Here is a 14,330-nt window from a genome sequence, read left to right as displayed (position 1 = left end):
CAAACTCTCAGATTGTATACTGAGTTTGTTCCGGCAATCGCTGCGTATTGACGGAGTCATTGCTTGACGACCCAGGCTTTCACCCAAATCATCAGCGATGGCTCTTGTAAAACGCAGCACACCGAAGTCTCGTTCGACTTAGCCTAAGCTAAGTCCGCAAGAACTCCGCCGTCCACGTTTCTCTTTCTGTCTTCAGTTTTCAAACAGCGGCACTACTCAAAAGACAGGGCTGCGTACCGATTGCTCGGCTACAAAGCCCAAAGGTCTCAATGAAGCGCGGGAGGCGGCGGCGCCAGCGGCGTTGCCGTCTCGATGGCCGCTGTATAGGCCCCACCTCCCAATCCTGTCAACACAGATCGTGAAACTTTTTAGACAGCGGGCCATTTTTTTGGGCGGCCGCCGCCTTCGCTGTGGGCAGGACTTATTTGTCCGCGCGCGTACGCGAGCGCTCGTGCGAGGGCCACTCGCAAGGCGCCCGTAAACAGCCGCATTCCAAGGCCATGAGAGCGCCTCCCGCTCGCTGCGCGATTGATTCCGCGCCGCCGCGCGGGCATGGTCTCCCAGCCTGAGCGAGCGAAGCTCCCGCGCTCGGCGGCAGGTTTGTCCGCTGGCCAGGCTTGCAGGTGCAGATAAAGACGGATCAAGACGCCAGACGATGAACGCCCATCCCGAGTTCAACGCCCCAGCAGAACCGCTCGCCCCCGAGGCCGCGGCGCTGCTGATCGATCTCGGGATCGAGCCGCCGATCCGGCCCGACGGCTCCGCGCATCAATTGCAGGACCGGCGCGGCATCTCGGTGCGCTGGCTCTTCGCCTGCATGCTCGTCGGCTCCTGCGGCGCGGCCCTGCTCGGCGCCGCCATCCTGATCGCGATGCGTGGCGACACCAGCTTTCCCGAGCAGCCCGAGACTGTGACGGCGCGCGCCTCCTCGGGCGCCGGCGCCGGCGGCGGGGCTCGCAAGGCCGACAAGCTCGTAGCCGAGCAGCCCGTGATCGCCGCACGCCAGGCCGTGCGCGCGCCGATGTCGCAGAAGCTCGGGGATCGTGAGGTCATCCGCGTCCGGCCCTTCATCCGGCTCGCATCCAACCTGTCGATGACGACCGGCGTCTATGCGACCAATATTCCGCCCTTCAATCCGTTGCGGCTCTTCGCCGAGGGCGGCCAGCCCAGCGAGCGCTACGCCGAGCCGGTGCAGGATCTCCCCGACGCCGACGTGACCATCGTGAAACGCGACCTGACCGATATCCAGGTCCCCGACGGCAAAGCCCAGCTCGGCGACGCCGAGGTCATCACCCAGATGGAGGAAGAACGCGCCAACGTCGCAGCGGCCGGGCGGCAGCGCAGCCTGCCGATCCCGCCGCAATTGATGCTGAGCCGCACGCTCACCGGCACGGCCCCGACCGCCGGCGATCTCCTGGCCTATGCGCCGAGCGATACGCGCTTTTCCGGCATCGAGGTCCGCGTCGTTCCCGAGAACGTCACCAACGCGCCCAAGACCCCGATCCCCGCCTCGCGCGAGCCGCTGGTCGAGGAGAAGCTGGTGATCGCCAAGCGCGGCGAGAATTTCGAGCAGACCATGCGTACTGCCGGCGCGAACCAGGACCAGATCCGCGGCATGATGCAGGCCTTTGGCGGCAAGGTCCGCATCTCGGCCCTCCCCGACGGCCAGGTCCTGCAGGTTCTCTTCGCGCCCGGCCCGCGCCCCGGCGATACGCGCCAGATCGTGCGCGTTTCCTTCCTGACCGCGGGCCAACCCGACGGCACGGTCGCGATCAACGACGCCGGCGCCTTCGTCTCCGTGACCTTGCCCCGCCAGGACCTGGTCGGCCCGCAGCGCCCACAGCGAAAAACCGGCGACGCGCAGGATGAGGATGAGGATGACGATAGCGGCGGCAGCACCGGCGCCAAGCTCTATGACAGCCTCTACGAGACCGGTCTGCGCCATGAGATGCCGCGCCCGCTCGTCGACGAGCTCGTCCGCATCTTCTCCTATGACGTCGATTTCCAGCAACGCGTACGCGGCGGCGATAATCTCGAGGTCATCTTTACCGAGGAGGAGGAAGGCGAGCGCGCCGAGATCCTGTCGGCGGCCTTGACCATCAACGGCGAGACGCGACGCGTCTTCCGCTACCAGGCGCCCGAGGACGGGCTGATCGAGTATTTCGACGAGGACGGCCGCTCGCTGAAGAAATTCCTGCTGCGCAAGCCGATCGCCGAAGGCGAGATGCGCTCGGGCTTCGGCATGCGTTACCACCCGATCATGCGCTATTCGAAGATGCATACCGGCGTGGACTGGGCCAACCGCATCGGCACGCCGATCCTGGCGGCGGGCAACGGCACGATCATCAGCGCCGGCTGGTCCTCGGGCTATGGCAAGCACACCGAGATCCAGCACGCCAATGGCTATGTCACGACCTATTCGCACCAGTCCAACTTCGCCAACGGCATCGTGCCCGGAGCAAGGGTCAGGCAGGGCCAGATTATCGGCTATCTCGGCTCGACCGGCCTCTCGACCGGCCCGCATCTGCATTATGAGGTCAAGGTCAACGATAATTTCGTGAACCCGATGAAGATCCGCGTGCCGCGCGGCCGCGAACTCCAGGGCGGCGCGCTGGCAGAGTTCAAGCGCCAGCGCGACGAGATCCAGGGCCTGATCGCGAAGGCCGGCGGCACGCTCGCACAATTGCGCTGAGCGCATAACGGCGCCGTTGGAGCGGCACCGCGTCGCATCCGGCGCTTGACTTAGCGCCAGCGAGGGCACACCGGGAAAGCCTGTTCCGCTCCTGCCCCGCGAATTTGGCCGATGCTCGCCGCCCTCATCGTCGTCCTGCCCGTTTTTGGCCTGATCAGCCTCGGCTATCTCGCGCGCTGGGCCAAGATCGTGCGGGAGACCACCGGCGAGGGCCTCTCCGACTTCGTCTTCGTCCTGGCCCTGCCCTGCCTGCTCTTCCGCACGCTCGCCAAGGCGGATATTCCGGCCACTCAGCCCTGGGGCTACTGGATCGCCTATTTCACCGGCCTCGCTATCGTCTGGGCGCTCGCCATGCTGATTGCGAGCCGCATTTTCGCCCGCAAGGGTCCCGAGCTGGTCGTCTCGGGCTTCGCCGCCGCACAATCCAACACCGTCTTCGTTGGCGTGCCGATGATCCTGAAGGCCTATGGCGACGCTGGCGCCGTGCCGCTCGGTCTGCTGCTGGCGGTCCATCTGCCGGTCACGATGACGATCGCCACCTTGCTCGCCGAAGGCCGCGCGGCCTCGATCACGATGATGATCAGGCGGCTGTTCACTCACCCGATCATCATCGGCATCCTGCTCGGCTCGGCGGCGCGCCCGATCATCGGCCTGATTCCGGAGCCGCTCTGGACGATCGTCGACCTTCTGGCCGGCGCCGCCGTGCCCTGCGCGCTCGTCAGCCTCGGCATCGCCATGCGGCGTTATGGCCTGACATCGGGCCTCGCTCTGCCCGCCATCCTGAGCGGGCTCAAGCTCGGGCTGCATCCGCTGATCGTCTACGCGTTGGCGACCATGGTCTTCCAGATGCCGGCGCATTGGTCGGGCGTCGCCGTGCTCTTCGCCGCCTGCCCCTGTGGCATCAACGCCTATCTCTTCGCCGAGCGCTACAAGCAGGGCGTCGCCGACGCTTCGAGCGCGATCGCGCTCTCGACCATGCTCTCGCTCTTCACCACCACGGCCTGGCTGACCTGGCTCGGGGTGAGCTGACGACGCAACCCGGGCGGCCGCTCAGCTGAAACCTAGCTGCGCCCTGATCTCGCCGGCCGTAACGCCGCGCGCCCGGAGATCCGCGAGGCTTTCCGAGAGCCGGCTCTTCGCCAGCTTCTGCCCGGTCTCATCGCTCAGCAGCGGATGGAAATGATAGCGCGGCGTCGGCAGGCCGAGCAGCCGCTGCAGCACGACATGGATATCGGTCGCAGCTTCGAGATCGCGCCCGCGCACGACATGGGTCACGCCTTGCAGCGCATCGTCGAGCACGACCGAGAGGTGATAGCTCGTCGGCACCTCCTTGCGTGCCAGCACGACATCGCCCCAGCGGGCCGGCTGCGCAGTGACGAGCCGTTCGTGCCCTGCCTCGTCGAAAACCACATAGCCGGCGGCCTCGCCCACGGTTTCGATCGCCCGGTTCATTGCCAATCGCAGCACATGCGGTTCGCCGGCACCGGTGCGCGCTGCAGCCTCGGCCGGATCGCATGCGCGACAGGTTCCAGGATAGAGCGGCGCGCCGTCGGGATCGACCGGCCAAGCTTGGCGCAGGCCGACCGCGCGTTTGATGTCCTGGCGTGAGCAGAAACAGGGATAGACCAGCCCTCGCGCCTGCAGCCCCCTCACCGCCTCCGCATAGCTCTCGAAATGCTCGGATTGCCGCCGGACCGCGCCGTCGAAGCGCAGACCGAGCCAAGCAAGATCCTCCCTGATCCCCGCCTCGAATTCCGGCTTGCAGCGGGTGAGGTCGATATCCTCGATCCGCAGCAGCAGCCGGCCGCCCAGCTTGTGCGCCAGCCGCTCATTCGTCAGCACCGACAGCGCATGGCCGAGATGCAGCCGCCCGTTCGGGCTCGGCGCGAAGCGGAAGACCGGCTCCGCGAGATCGAGGGAGGACGCTGCCATCCGCCCTGTCTAGAGCACTTTCCGATTCTAGAGCAATTTCCGATCCAATTGGACCGAAAATCGCTCAAGACCTCTATTTTAACGCGTTTTCTTCACGCGAACCGATATCCACTTCGCTCGAAAACGCTCTATGGTCTCGCGGACAGCCCGCCGAGGCCGCAACGCCGCGCTGCTGACAATCCCCGTCTCACCCATGCCGTTCCATCAGCCCGTCATGAACCTGATCACCTGCGACGCCGATCTCGAGGAAGGCATGGCCGCGCTGCGCGCGCTGCAGCCACATTGGGCTGGGATCATCGACAAGGTCGGTCTGCCGCCGCTGCGCCGCCGCCCCGGCGGTTTCGCGGGGCTGGCGGCCATCATCGTCTCCCAGCAATTATCGGTGGCGAGCGCCCGCGCCGTCTGGGCCCGTGTCGAGAGCGTGCTCACGCCCCTGACGCCGGAGCGCATCCTGGCGGCCAGCGACGAGGACATGCGATTGTCGGGGCTCTCGCGACCTAAGCAGCGCACCTTGCGCGCGGTCGCCGCCGCGCTCGTCGAGGGTAGCTTGCGCTTCGAGGCGCTGGAGGCCGCCACACCCGAGGCCGTGCATGAGCATATGACCGCCGTCTCCGGGATCGGCCCCTGGACGGCGGACATCTACCTCTTGTTCTGCCTCGGCCATCGCGACGGCTTCGCCGCTGGCGACCTCGCGATCCAGGAGGCGGCCCGGCAGGCCTTCGGCCTGCCCGCCCGTCCGAAAGCCGCCGAGCTCGCGGCACTGGCCGAAGCCTGGCGGCCATGGCGCGGCGTCGCCGCGCGCTTGCTCTGGGCCTATTACGCCGCCTTGAAGAAGCGCGAAGGCATCAACGCTTGAGCGCTCGGATCAGCCCCTGATCGTCTTGATCGCCGCCTGGGCGCCGGCGCGCATCAGCCCGGTATCGCTCATCAGCGTCACCATCCTGGCGCCGAGCGCGAAGAAATCCTTCGCCCGTTCCGCCGACTGGGCATAGATCGCCACCGGCTTGTTGACGGCGGATGCGCGCGCAACGATGTGGCGGATCGCTTCATCGACCTCGGGAATCGTTGCATCGACCAGCGCGCCACCCGACAGCGCGATCGAAAGATCGGAAGGGCCTACGAAAACGGCATCGATGCCGGGAAGCGCCAGGATGTCGTCGAGGATGGCGATCGCCTCGCGCGTCTCGATCATCGCGAAGGAAAGCGAGAAGCCGTTTGCCGCCTTGAAATAGCTGTTCGCATCGAGCCCGGAGGTGCCGAGCGCGCCGTAGCTGCCCCAGCTGCGCTCGCCCATTGGCGGGTATTTGGAATAGGCGGCGAAACGGCGCGCATCCTCCATCGTGTTGATCATCGGCGCGATCACGCCGGAAACGCCGGCATCGAGCAGCTTCGAGACGTTCTGGAACTCGCCGACCGGAATACGCGCCAGCGCCGGCTTGCCCGCCGCGTTGATCAGTGGAATCGCACGGATGACCTCGCCCAGCGTGATCGGCCCGTGCTGCATGTCGAGCGTGACGGCGTCGAATGCCTCCTGAGCCAGAATGCCACTGACGCTCGGCTCGGGAATGCTCGACCAGGCCGAGAGGATCTTGTCGCCCTTAGCGAGACGGTCGGCGAGCGAGGAGAGCACGGTGGGCTTCGACATGGGGCGTTCATCCGGTTCTGGGGCCCGCTCTTGGGGGATGGCGGGTCGCTCAAATTGGACCGGGGCGACGCTCAAAAGCAAACGGGCGCCCATGCGCCCGTCTCACATGCGTCCTGCGTTTGCCGGGCAGCACGCTCAGCGGCCGGCCTGGATCTCTTCAGCCGCCTTGACCAGGAGCTCCGCCATGATCTGGCGAATCTCGGCATCGCCGACCGTCACCGCCCCGGCCGCGAAATCGGCCTTGACCTTGCGCACGACGTCCTCGTCGCCGGCCTCCTCGAAATCGGCCACCACGACGGCCTTCGCATAAACGTCCGCCTCCGCGCCGCTTTTGCCCAGCTTCTCGGCGGCCCAGAGGCCGAGCAGTTTGTTGCGCCGCGCCGTCGCCTTGAAGCGCAGCTCCTCGTCATGAGCGAATTTGTTCTCGAAGGCGTCCTTCCGCTGATCGAATGTCGTCATCTTTTTAAGTCCTCTCGCGGGGCGCGCGCTGGAAAAGGGCTCGGGAAGGCTTGGTTCTGAGCCATATAGGACGGCGGGCCGCCCAGAGCCAGAGCGGAATGCTCCCGCGCCCGAGGCGCGAGCAGGTCCATTATCCCTGCGTCAAGGCTTCCAGAGCGGATTTGTTGCGTTTGCAGTGCAGAAGTCCCATATAGCGGGCGCGAAGACAGCCTTGGCGGCCGCCTTCGCATTGAGCCGGCCGGCCATGCGGTCTAGGCTGATCCCGCCTAAGAATCGGAATCAGCGCAGATCGCGCAGGACCGGCTGATCAGGGGCCCCGATCCCGCCGCGGGCGACCGCGACCAGAGAAAGGCCGACCTATGGATTTCCTCAAGCCACGGTACATCCCAATGAATCGCCGCCGTCGCATCTACGAAGGCAAGGCGAAGGTCCTCTATGAAGGACCCGAGCCCGGTACGCTGATCCAGCATTTCAAGGACGACGCGACCGCCTTCAATGCCAAAAAGCATGAAGTGATCGACGGCAAAGGTGTGCTGAACAATCGGATTTCGGAGCACATCTTCTCCAATCTCAACGATATCGGCGTGCCCACGCATTTCATCCGCCGGTTGAACATGCGCGAGCAGCTCATCCGCGAGGTCGAGATCATTCCGCTCGAAGTCGTGGTGCGCAACGTCGCTGCCGGCTCGCTCTCCACCCGTCTCGGGCTGGAGGAAGGCACGCAGCTGCCGCGCTCGATCATCGAGTTCTATTACAAGAACGACGCGCTCAACGACCCGATGGTCTCCGAAGAGCACATCACTGCCTTCGGCTGGGCGACGCCCCAGGAGATCGACGACATCATGGCGCTGGCCATCCGCGTCAACGACTTCCTGTCCGGCCTGTTCCTCGGCGCCGGCATCCGCCTCGTCGACTTCAAGATGGAGTGCGGCCGGCTCTGGGAAGGCGAGATGATGCGCATCGTCGTCGCCGACGAGATCAGCCCTGATTCCTGCCGGCTCTGGGACATCAAGTCGAAGGACAAGATGGACAAGGACCGTTTCCGCCGCGACATGGGCGGGCTGATCGAGGCCTATACCGAAGTCGCTCGCCGCCTGGGCATTCTGGGCGAGAACGAGAAGGTCGGACCGGCGGGCCCCCGGCTGGTGCAGTAATTGCCGCGCCTGGTGCCGTGAGCCTTCGTCGCGAACAGATCACAGGACTAAAACGGGAGCCTTCGCGCTCCCGTTTTCATGTCGCCCTGGCGCTGACGGGCGTGCTGCTGCTCGCGGGCTGCAGCAACCATTACGGCTTCGGCATCACCGAACTCCCGGCCGAGCGCGGCTGGCAACCCTTGCCGATCGAATCCTGGGTCCTGAATGATGGGCTCTCGGCGAAGGCGATGTCATTTTGCCCGCGCGCGACCTGCACCGAACAGGGCTTCGCCGCGCTGATCACGCTGGAAGGTCGCGAGGCCGACGCCATGGAGAAGACGCTGGCGACGGACCCGGCCCGGCTCGCGCGCGATTTCGCCAAACCGGCGAGCAAGGCAGCGAGCAAGACGGCAAAGACGGCAAAGCCGACCGCCCCGAAGAGCACGACGACCGTCTCCCGCTTCAGCGAGGATGGCGCTCAGGGCTTGCTCGTCGAGATCCGTGCGCGCGACGCAAGCGGCAAGCGCGCCGTCACCGCGATTCTGTCGGGCCGCGACGGTTCTCGCCTGAAGCTGGCGCTGGGCGTGAGCCCGGATCCCGACGCCGCCCGCAACCAGGCGCGCGCGGCCTGGCGCGACCGCTGATTCACGTGAAACCGCGTGGGAGAGGTTGAGCCGGCATCGATTCGCCGCTAGAGCAGGATGCGAAAAAGTGGGAACCGGTTTTTTGCGTCGATCCTGCTCTAACTCTTTGATAAGAGACGGATTCAGATTTCAAATGGGACGCTTCGTGATTCCATCTGAAATCATCCGGCTCTAGGCCACGCGCAACAAACGTCCGGAGAACCTCATGAAAGCCCGCGTCACCGTCACCCTCAAGACCGGCGTGCTCGATCCGCAGGGCAAGGCGATCGAGGGCGCGCTGAAATCGCTCGGCATCGCCGGCGTCGATTCCGTCCGCCAGGGCAAGGTCTTCGACATCGAGCTCGCCGGCCATGATGCCGTTGCTGCCGAAGCAGCGCTGAAGACGGCTTGCGAGAAATTGCTCGCCAACACCGTGATCGAGAACTACCGCGTCGAGATCGGCGCCTGACCGGCAGCCTCGCGAGTCCGAGCATTGCGCGAAATGAGGGTACCGGTTTTTCGCGTGAGCAATGCTCTCAACTCCTGAAATCGATCACATCATGACGGGAATCGCGCCCCAACCGGCAGCGACCGCAACCATCGCGCTCCGCCCCGCGACCCATGACGACGTCGATGCGATCATGGCTTGCGAACGCCAGCCCGGCTACGACGACACCGTCGGGCGCTGGAGCCGCGAGGAGCATCTCGCGGCATTGGCCGAGCCGAGCCATCGCTATATCGTCGCACTCGATTCCGGCGGCGCCGTCATAGGCTTCGTAATCCTGCAGGAGATCGCGCCCGCCGCCAGCGCCGTATTGGTGCGTCGGATCGCGGCCCTGAGCCAGGGCCGTGGCCATGGCCGCGCGCTGCTCGACCATGCGCTCGCGCTGATCTTCGACGAATTGGGCGCCGCAAAGGCCTGGTTGCGTGTCTGGCCGCATAATGCGCGCGGCATGGCTCTTTACACCAAGCTCGGCATGAGAGAGGACGGGCTGAGCGAGGTGCAACGCAATGGCGCGCCTGCCGTCATGACGATCATGTCGATCGATGCTGCGCGCTATCGCGACCGCAAGCCGAGGAGTGAGACCCCGTGAAAGCCGCCGTCATCACCTTTCCAGGCTCCAATCGCGAAGGCGACGTCGCCAAGGCGCTGACGCAAGCCGGCGCAACCGTCGCCCATGTCTGGCACGCCGACACGGAATTGCCTGAAGGCACCGATCTCGTGGTGCTGCCCGGCGGCTTCTCCTATGGCGACTATCTGCGGACGGGTGCCATCGCCGGGCGCGCCAACATCATGGAAGCGACCCGCGCCCATGCCGAGCGCGGCGGCTATGTACTGGGAATCTGCAACGGCTTCCAGATCGTCTGCGAGGCCGGGCTCCTGCCGGGCATCCTGATGCGCAACGCCGACCTCAAATTCGTCTGCAAGCGTCAGCATCTGACCGTGGAGCGCACGGACACGCCCTACACCAACGCCTATGCCAAGGGTCAGGTCATCGATGTCTGCATCGCCCATGGCGAGGGCAACTACATTGCCGACACCGAGACCCTGGCGCGTCTCGAAGGTGAAGGTCTCGTCGCCTTCCGCTATGCCGATGCGCAGGGCCGGATCACCGCCGCCGCCAACCCGAACGGCTCGCAGAACAACATCGCCGGTATCTATTCGCCCAAGCTCAATGTGCTCGGCCTGATGCCGCACCCCGAGAACCTGATCGATTCGCTGACCGGCGGCATCGACGGGCGCGGCATGTTCGCAAGCCTGATGAGCGGCAAGCGCGCCGCGTAGGCCAGCGCGCCACGTAAGATCGTCATTCCCGGGCGAAGCCCTCGGCTCCGATCTTCGATCGGCCCAGGGATGAACTCCGCGCAGACCCGGGAATCTCCACCAGAAGGAAGCTCTCTTGCGAGAGAAGCTCGGGACGCAAGCCCGAGCATGACGTCACTTCCCAGCCGCCGCCCGTGTCAGCAGGCGCCCGGCGGTTTGCGCATCGAGCGGCCCGACATGCTTTTCCAGGATCCGCCCGTCCGGGCCGATCAGGAAGGTCTCGGGCACGCCATAGACGCCCCATTCGATCGCCGCGCGCCCGCTCCGGTCGACGCCAACAGCCGAATAGGGATTGCCGAGCGCGCCGAGGAAACGCCGGGCGTTCTCCGCCTCGTCCTTGTAGTTCATGCCCACCAGCGCGACCTTGCCGGCCTTCACCGCAGGCGATTCGGCCATGGCCACCAGGAAGGGATGCTCGACCCGGCAGGGCGCACACCAGCTGGCGAAGACATTGACGAGGGTGGCGCGTCCCTTCGCCAAATCCGCCATCGCGAAAGCCGGCACGGGCTGCCCGTCCCGCTGCAGCCCGTCGAGCTGCGACAGCGTGATCACTGGGGCAGGCTTTCCGATCAGGGCCGAGGGCACCTTGCTGGCGTCGCCCGAGAACAAGCCGACCGCGAAGATCAGCGCCAGCGCGCCAAACAGGATTAGAGGAATCAGGAAAACCAGCGGCGAGCGGCGGCGGGGTTGAACCTCGATCTCGCTCTCGCTCATGACGGCGTCCTGTCCGAATGGCGGCCTGCGCCGCGCTGCTCCAGCGCCGCGAGCGCGCGCTTCTGCGCCCTGTGGTCGAAGAGAATCGCCGCGATCAGACCGCCGAGGATCAGGACGACCGCGCCGTAGGAGGCGAGGATGAAACCGGCATGGGGCCCAAGACTGCTCATGAGCGCGCTCATGCCGGCACCGCCTGCGCCGCCAGCCGGTCGAGCCGCTCGGCCTCCAAGATCGTCAGCGTACGCACCCGCCGGCGCATGATCTCGGCCCGCATCGCCACCAGATGCAGGCTCAGGCCCAGCAAGGAAAAACCCAGCGCCAGGATCAGCAGCGGCCACAGCATGGAGGGGTGGATCGTCGGCCCGCCCGCACGAAACACCGAAGCCGGCTGATGCAGCGTGTTCCACCAGTCGACCGAGAATTTGATGATCGGCACATTGACGAAGCCGACCAGCGTCAGGATCGCCACTGCCCGCCCGGCCCGGGCGGAATCGTCGAGCGCGCGCCAGAGCGCGATAATGCCGAGATAGATCAGGAAGAGCACGAGCACCGAGGTCAGCCGTGCGTCCCACACCCAATAGGTGCCCCACATCGGCTTGCCCCAGAAGGCGCCGGTTAGCAGGCAGATCAATGCGAAGCACGCTCCGATCGGCGCCGCCGTCTTCTGTGCGACATCCGCCAGGGGATGCCGCCAGACCAGTGTGCCGAGGCCGGAGATCGCCATCATCGTGTAGAACATCAGCGCGAGCCAGGCGGCCGGGACATGCACGAACATGATCCGGATGGTCTCGCCCTGCTGGTAGTCGGCCGGAGCGACGAACCAGGCGAGATAGAAGCCGAGCGCGAGCAGCAGCGTGGCCGCGCCGATCATCCACGGCAACAGCGTGCCCGACAGACGCATGAAGCGCGTCGGATTCGCGAAATCGATCAGGCTGGCCATGTCATCGCGATCGGCTTGTCCTCATCCGGCGGACGCCGGAACTCGAACCTGATCTAGCAACGGCGGCGCGTCTCAACAATCCACGACGCGCGCGGCAAATCGCGTCGTGGCGGCCGGGTCAGTCCTCGTCTGGCCGGGACGATGCCTCGGATCCGTTGCCGCTGACGACGCCAAAGTCGCGCGATCGGACGCCTTCCGGAGCGAGGCCGAAGCCCTCCGACTCCAGCCCGCGCCGCAGCAATTCGCGAACCGCGGCGGCGCGGCTCGGCATTCGCTTCTCGAAGCGAAAGTCTTCGACTGCGCGCAGTTCGTCCTGGTTCAGCATGATCTGAAGCCTGTCGGCACGTTCCAGCTCAGCCATCGCCCTTCTCTCCATGAGCTAAATGAGTAAGTGGATTTATAATGGCATTATTAGGCAAATCAACAAGCTGCTAAAAAAGCGGTAGTTCAGTCTCCGACACCGACAGCCAATGGGCCGGCTCTTGCTCGGGAAGGGCCGGTGGTCGCGTTGCAGCCATTGCCGTCGTCACCGTCAAAGGCTTTCATGCCGCCGTTGGCGCATGTTACTAACTAATTGAAATATATAATGATTTTATCATTTCCATGTTGCGTCGGATCGACGCCAGCCCTATGCTCGACCACAAACAGGAGGGCCAGCCATGCTGATCCAGCTATCCACCAGCATCCAAGACGACATCCAGGAAACCGTCAGGCTCAGCCTCAGCCAGTCGCTGGTTCTGGATGTTTTCGCGGCAGCCGAGAGCATCCGCCGCAAGCACGAAGATCAGAATGTCGCGCTCGAAGACATTGCGAACATGGTGGCGCGGGCCGCGGCGCAATGCGGCTGCGCCTTGGAATTTGGTGATCGCGCGGCGCGCCCTGTCGAGCCGCCGCCGGCCTTGTCCTAATCCGCCTGGCGCAGCGCCACGCCTGCTGCGACCGTACCGATCACGATCGATCCCAGCGAAAGCGCACACAGGATCAGGAACGGCGTCAAAAACGGCACCGTACCGCCCAGCGCGCTGTTGGCAGCGGAGACGCCGAAGATCAGCACCGGAATCGTCAGGGGCGCGACCAGCACGGGCAGGATCAGACCGCCGCGCCGCAGGCCGGCCGTCAATGCGGCCGCCGCCGCGCCAATGAAGCTCAGCGCCGGGGTTCCGACAAGCAACGTCGCAGCAATCGGCAGCATCGCCTCGGCCGGAAGCGCGACCAGGAGCCCGAGCAGCGGCGCCGCCAGCGCCAATGGCAGGCCGGTCGTCAGCCAATGCGCCAGCCCCTTGGCCAGAACGCCGAGTTCGAGAGGGAGCGCCGAGGCGCGGATCAGATCGAGCGAACCATCCTCCTCATCGCTCTGGAACAGGCGGTCGAGCCCGATCAGCGTCGAAAGCAACGCGCCCAGCCAGAGGATGGCCGGACCGATTCGCGACAGCAGATTGAGATCGGGCCCGAGCGCGAACGGCACCAGCACGACCAGCGTCAGGAAGAAGACGAGGGCCAGTTCCCCGCCCCCGCCGGCGCGCGAGGCGAGCAAGAGGTCGCGCTTCAGAATGGCGAGGAAGGCGCGGCTCACGGCCCGATCCTCAATTCGCGCGCGGTTTCGAGGCCCAAAGGCCCATGTGTTGCCGCCAGGATCGCGCCGCCCTGCGCGAGATGATCGCGCATCAGCCCGGCCAGCATCGCTTGCGCGGCAGTGTCCAGCGCCGCCATCGGCTCGTCGAGCAGCCAGAACGGCCGCCGCGACACCAGAAGCCGCGCCAGGGCGACGCGGCGACGCTGCCCGGCGGAAAGATAACCCACCGGCAGATTGGCGACATGGGGCAGGCCGACAGCCGAGAGCGCATCCTGCGGCGACGCACCGGCTTCGCCGAGCAGGGCTTGTGCGAAGACGAGGTTCTCCTGCGCCGTCAGCGTGACCTTCAGCCCGTCGCGGTGACCGACAAGATGGCTGAGCTCGGCCAGCGGCGCGTCCTCGGCCCCCTCGATTCGCATATTGCCGCCATCGGGCCGCAGCCGGCCGCACAGCATCGCGATCAGGCTCGATTTGCCGGCGCCATTGCGCCCGGTCAGCGCGATTGCCTCACTGTTACCGAGCCGGAAGCTCAAGCCCTCGAAAATCAAGCGCCCGCCGCGCCGGCAAGCGAGATCCTCGGCGTTCAAGACCAGCTCGGGGAATAAAAATCGCGGCAAGGCTAAAGCGTCTTCCCAAGCGTCAAAGTCATCCCCGAGCTCATACGGTACATGTAGCGGGCTTCTTGGAATTGCTCTATAGAACGCGTGGCTACGCCGCACGCCGATCCGGCGCGGGGCTCGGGCACTCCCGAGGCGGCGCGCGCGTCATGCGCATTAGGCCTTCGATCCGGCAAA

The 14,330-nt window shown here is 65.6% G+C and carries 18 protein-coding genes; 9 read left to right on the top strand and 9 right to left on the bottom strand.

What is annotated here, in order from left to right; all coding sequences use genetic code 11:
• Nucleotides 1–655: 655 nt before the first annotated feature.
• Nucleotides 656–2,692, top strand: coding sequence for a M23 family metallopeptidase (locus BMZ97_RS29910; RefSeq protein ID WP_092178372.1), 2,037 nt, complete (start codon nt 656–658; stop codon nt 2,690–2,692).
• 111 nt (nt 2,693–2,803) lie between these two features.
• Nucleotides 2,804–3,721, top strand: a complete 918-nt coding sequence (locus BMZ97_RS29905) for an AEC family transporter (protein ID WP_092178370.1) — start codon at nt 2,804–2,806, stop codon at nt 3,719–3,721.
• Nucleotides 3,722–3,742: 21 nt separating this feature from the next.
• Here BMZ97_RS29905 and gluQRS read toward each other — a convergent pair whose 3' ends face one another.
• Complete coding sequence (gene gluQRS, locus BMZ97_RS29900; protein ID WP_092178368.1) at nt 3,743–4,624, bottom strand: tRNA glutamyl-Q(34) synthetase GluQRS; 882 nt, start codon at nt 4,622–4,624, stop codon at nt 3,743–3,745.
• Nucleotides 4,625–4,838: 214 nt separating this feature from the next.
• Between gluQRS and BMZ97_RS29895 the strand changes: the two genes are divergently transcribed.
• Entirely contained in the window at nt 4,839–5,480 is a 642-nt protein-coding gene (locus BMZ97_RS29895; RefSeq protein ID WP_175525797.1) for a DNA-3-methyladenine glycosylase family protein, read from the top strand.
• Nucleotides 5,481–5,489: 9 nt separating this feature from the next.
• Here BMZ97_RS29895 and BMZ97_RS29890 read toward each other — a convergent pair whose 3' ends face one another.
• Both BMZ97_RS29890 and BMZ97_RS29885 read right to left on the bottom strand, forming a co-directional pair.
• Nucleotides 5,490–6,269 carry an HpcH/HpaI aldolase family protein gene (locus BMZ97_RS29890; protein ID WP_092178366.1) on the bottom strand — a complete coding sequence of 260 codons (780 nt, stop codon included), beginning with the start codon at nt 6,267–6,269 and terminating at the stop codon, nt 5,490–5,492.
• Between the two features lie 135 nt (nt 6,270–6,404).
• A complete protein-coding gene (locus BMZ97_RS29885) occupies nt 6,405–6,728 on the bottom strand; it encodes a DUF1476 domain-containing protein (RefSeq protein ID WP_092178364.1) in 324 nt (107 codons plus the stop codon).
• Nucleotides 6,729–7,087: 359 nt separating this feature from the next.
• On the opposite strand from BMZ97_RS29885, the gene purC reads away from it, so the two are divergent.
• The 5 genes from purC to purQ all read left to right on the top strand — a co-directional run bounded on the left by purC (nt 7,088) and on the right by purQ (nt 10,270).
• On the top strand, nt 7,088–7,882 hold the full coding sequence (purC, locus tag BMZ97_RS29880) for a phosphoribosylaminoimidazolesuccinocarboxamide synthase (protein ID WP_069689009.1): 795 nt from the start codon (nt 7,088–7,090) through the stop codon (nt 7,880–7,882).
• 17 nt (nt 7,883–7,899) lie between these two features.
• The gene (locus tag BMZ97_RS29875) at nt 7,900–8,505 is read left to right on the top strand and encodes a putative periplasmic lipoprotein (protein WP_139221390.1); all 606 of its coding nucleotides are present in this window, start codon (nt 7,900–7,902) and stop codon (nt 8,503–8,505) included.
• 205 nt (nt 8,506–8,710) lie between these two features.
• Nucleotides 8,711–8,953, top strand: coding sequence for a phosphoribosylformylglycinamidine synthase subunit PurS (gene purS, locus BMZ97_RS29870; protein ID WP_092178360.1), 243 nt, complete (start codon nt 8,711–8,713; stop codon nt 8,951–8,953).
• Between the two features lie 91 nt (nt 8,954–9,044).
• Nucleotides 9,045–9,578: a GNAT family N-acetyltransferase gene (locus tag BMZ97_RS29865; protein ID WP_175525796.1), complete on the top strand. Its 534-nt coding sequence runs from the start codon at nt 9,045–9,047 to the stop codon at nt 9,576–9,578.
• On the top strand, nt 9,575–10,270 hold the full coding sequence (gene purQ / locus BMZ97_RS29860) for a phosphoribosylformylglycinamidine synthase subunit PurQ (RefSeq protein ID WP_092178356.1): 696 nt from the start codon (nt 9,575–9,577) through the stop codon (nt 10,268–10,270). The genes BMZ97_RS29865 and purQ overlap by 4 nt, the downstream gene beginning before the upstream one ends.
• A gap of 153 nt (nt 10,271–10,423) precedes the next feature.
• Here the strand turns inward: purQ and BMZ97_RS29855 are convergent, their stop codons facing one another.
• The 4 genes from BMZ97_RS29855 to BMZ97_RS29840 all read right to left on the bottom strand — a co-directional run bounded on the left by BMZ97_RS29855 (nt 10,424) and on the right by BMZ97_RS29840 (nt 12,324).
• Complete coding sequence (locus BMZ97_RS29855) at nt 10,424–11,023, bottom strand: DsbE family thiol:disulfide interchange protein (protein ID WP_092178354.1); 600 nt, start codon at nt 11,021–11,023, stop codon at nt 10,424–10,426.
• Nucleotides 11,020–11,193 carry a heme exporter protein CcmD gene (ccmD, locus tag BMZ97_RS29850; protein WP_092178352.1) on the bottom strand — a complete coding sequence of 58 codons (174 nt, stop codon included), beginning with the start codon at nt 11,191–11,193 and terminating at the stop codon, nt 11,020–11,022. Before ccmD ends, BMZ97_RS29855 begins: the two co-directional genes overlap by 4 nt.
• Before the next feature lie 8 nt (nt 11,194–11,201).
• Complete coding sequence (locus tag BMZ97_RS29845) at nt 11,202–11,963, bottom strand: heme ABC transporter permease (protein ID WP_092178350.1); 762 nt, start codon at nt 11,961–11,963, stop codon at nt 11,202–11,204.
• Between the two features lie 118 nt (nt 11,964–12,081).
• Nucleotides 12,082–12,324, bottom strand: coding sequence for a hypothetical protein (locus BMZ97_RS29840; protein WP_092178348.1), 243 nt, complete (start codon nt 12,322–12,324; stop codon nt 12,082–12,084).
• 298 nt (nt 12,325–12,622) lie between these two features.
• Here BMZ97_RS29840 and BMZ97_RS29835 point away from each other — a divergent pair, with 298 nt between their 5' ends.
• Nucleotides 12,623–12,871, top strand: a complete 249-nt coding sequence (locus tag BMZ97_RS29835; protein ID WP_092178346.1) for a hypothetical protein — start codon at nt 12,623–12,625, stop codon at nt 12,869–12,871.
• Here BMZ97_RS29835 and ccmB read toward each other — a convergent pair.
• Nucleotides 12,868–13,536, bottom strand: a complete 669-nt coding sequence (gene ccmB / locus BMZ97_RS29830; RefSeq protein ID WP_092178344.1) for a heme exporter protein CcmB — start codon at nt 13,534–13,536, stop codon at nt 12,868–12,870. The two genes, BMZ97_RS29835 and ccmB, sit on opposite strands and share 4 nt — an antisense overlap.
• The gene (ccmA, locus tag BMZ97_RS29825) at nt 13,533–14,129 is read right to left on the bottom strand and encodes a heme ABC exporter ATP-binding protein CcmA (RefSeq protein ID WP_092178380.1); all 597 of its coding nucleotides are present in this window, start codon (nt 14,127–14,129) and stop codon (nt 13,533–13,535) included. The genes ccmB and ccmA overlap by 4 nt, the downstream gene beginning before the upstream one ends.
• Between the last annotated feature and the right edge of the window lie 201 nt (nt 14,130–14,330).

Origin of the sequence: Allobosea sp. OK403 (assembly GCF_900113835.1) — a bacterium.
Classification (GTDB): Bacteria; Pseudomonadota; Alphaproteobacteria; order Rhizobiales; family Beijerinckiaceae; genus Allobosea.
Note: the sequence above shows the minus strand (reverse complement) of the source record. Positions and strands in the feature narration are given on the sequence as shown.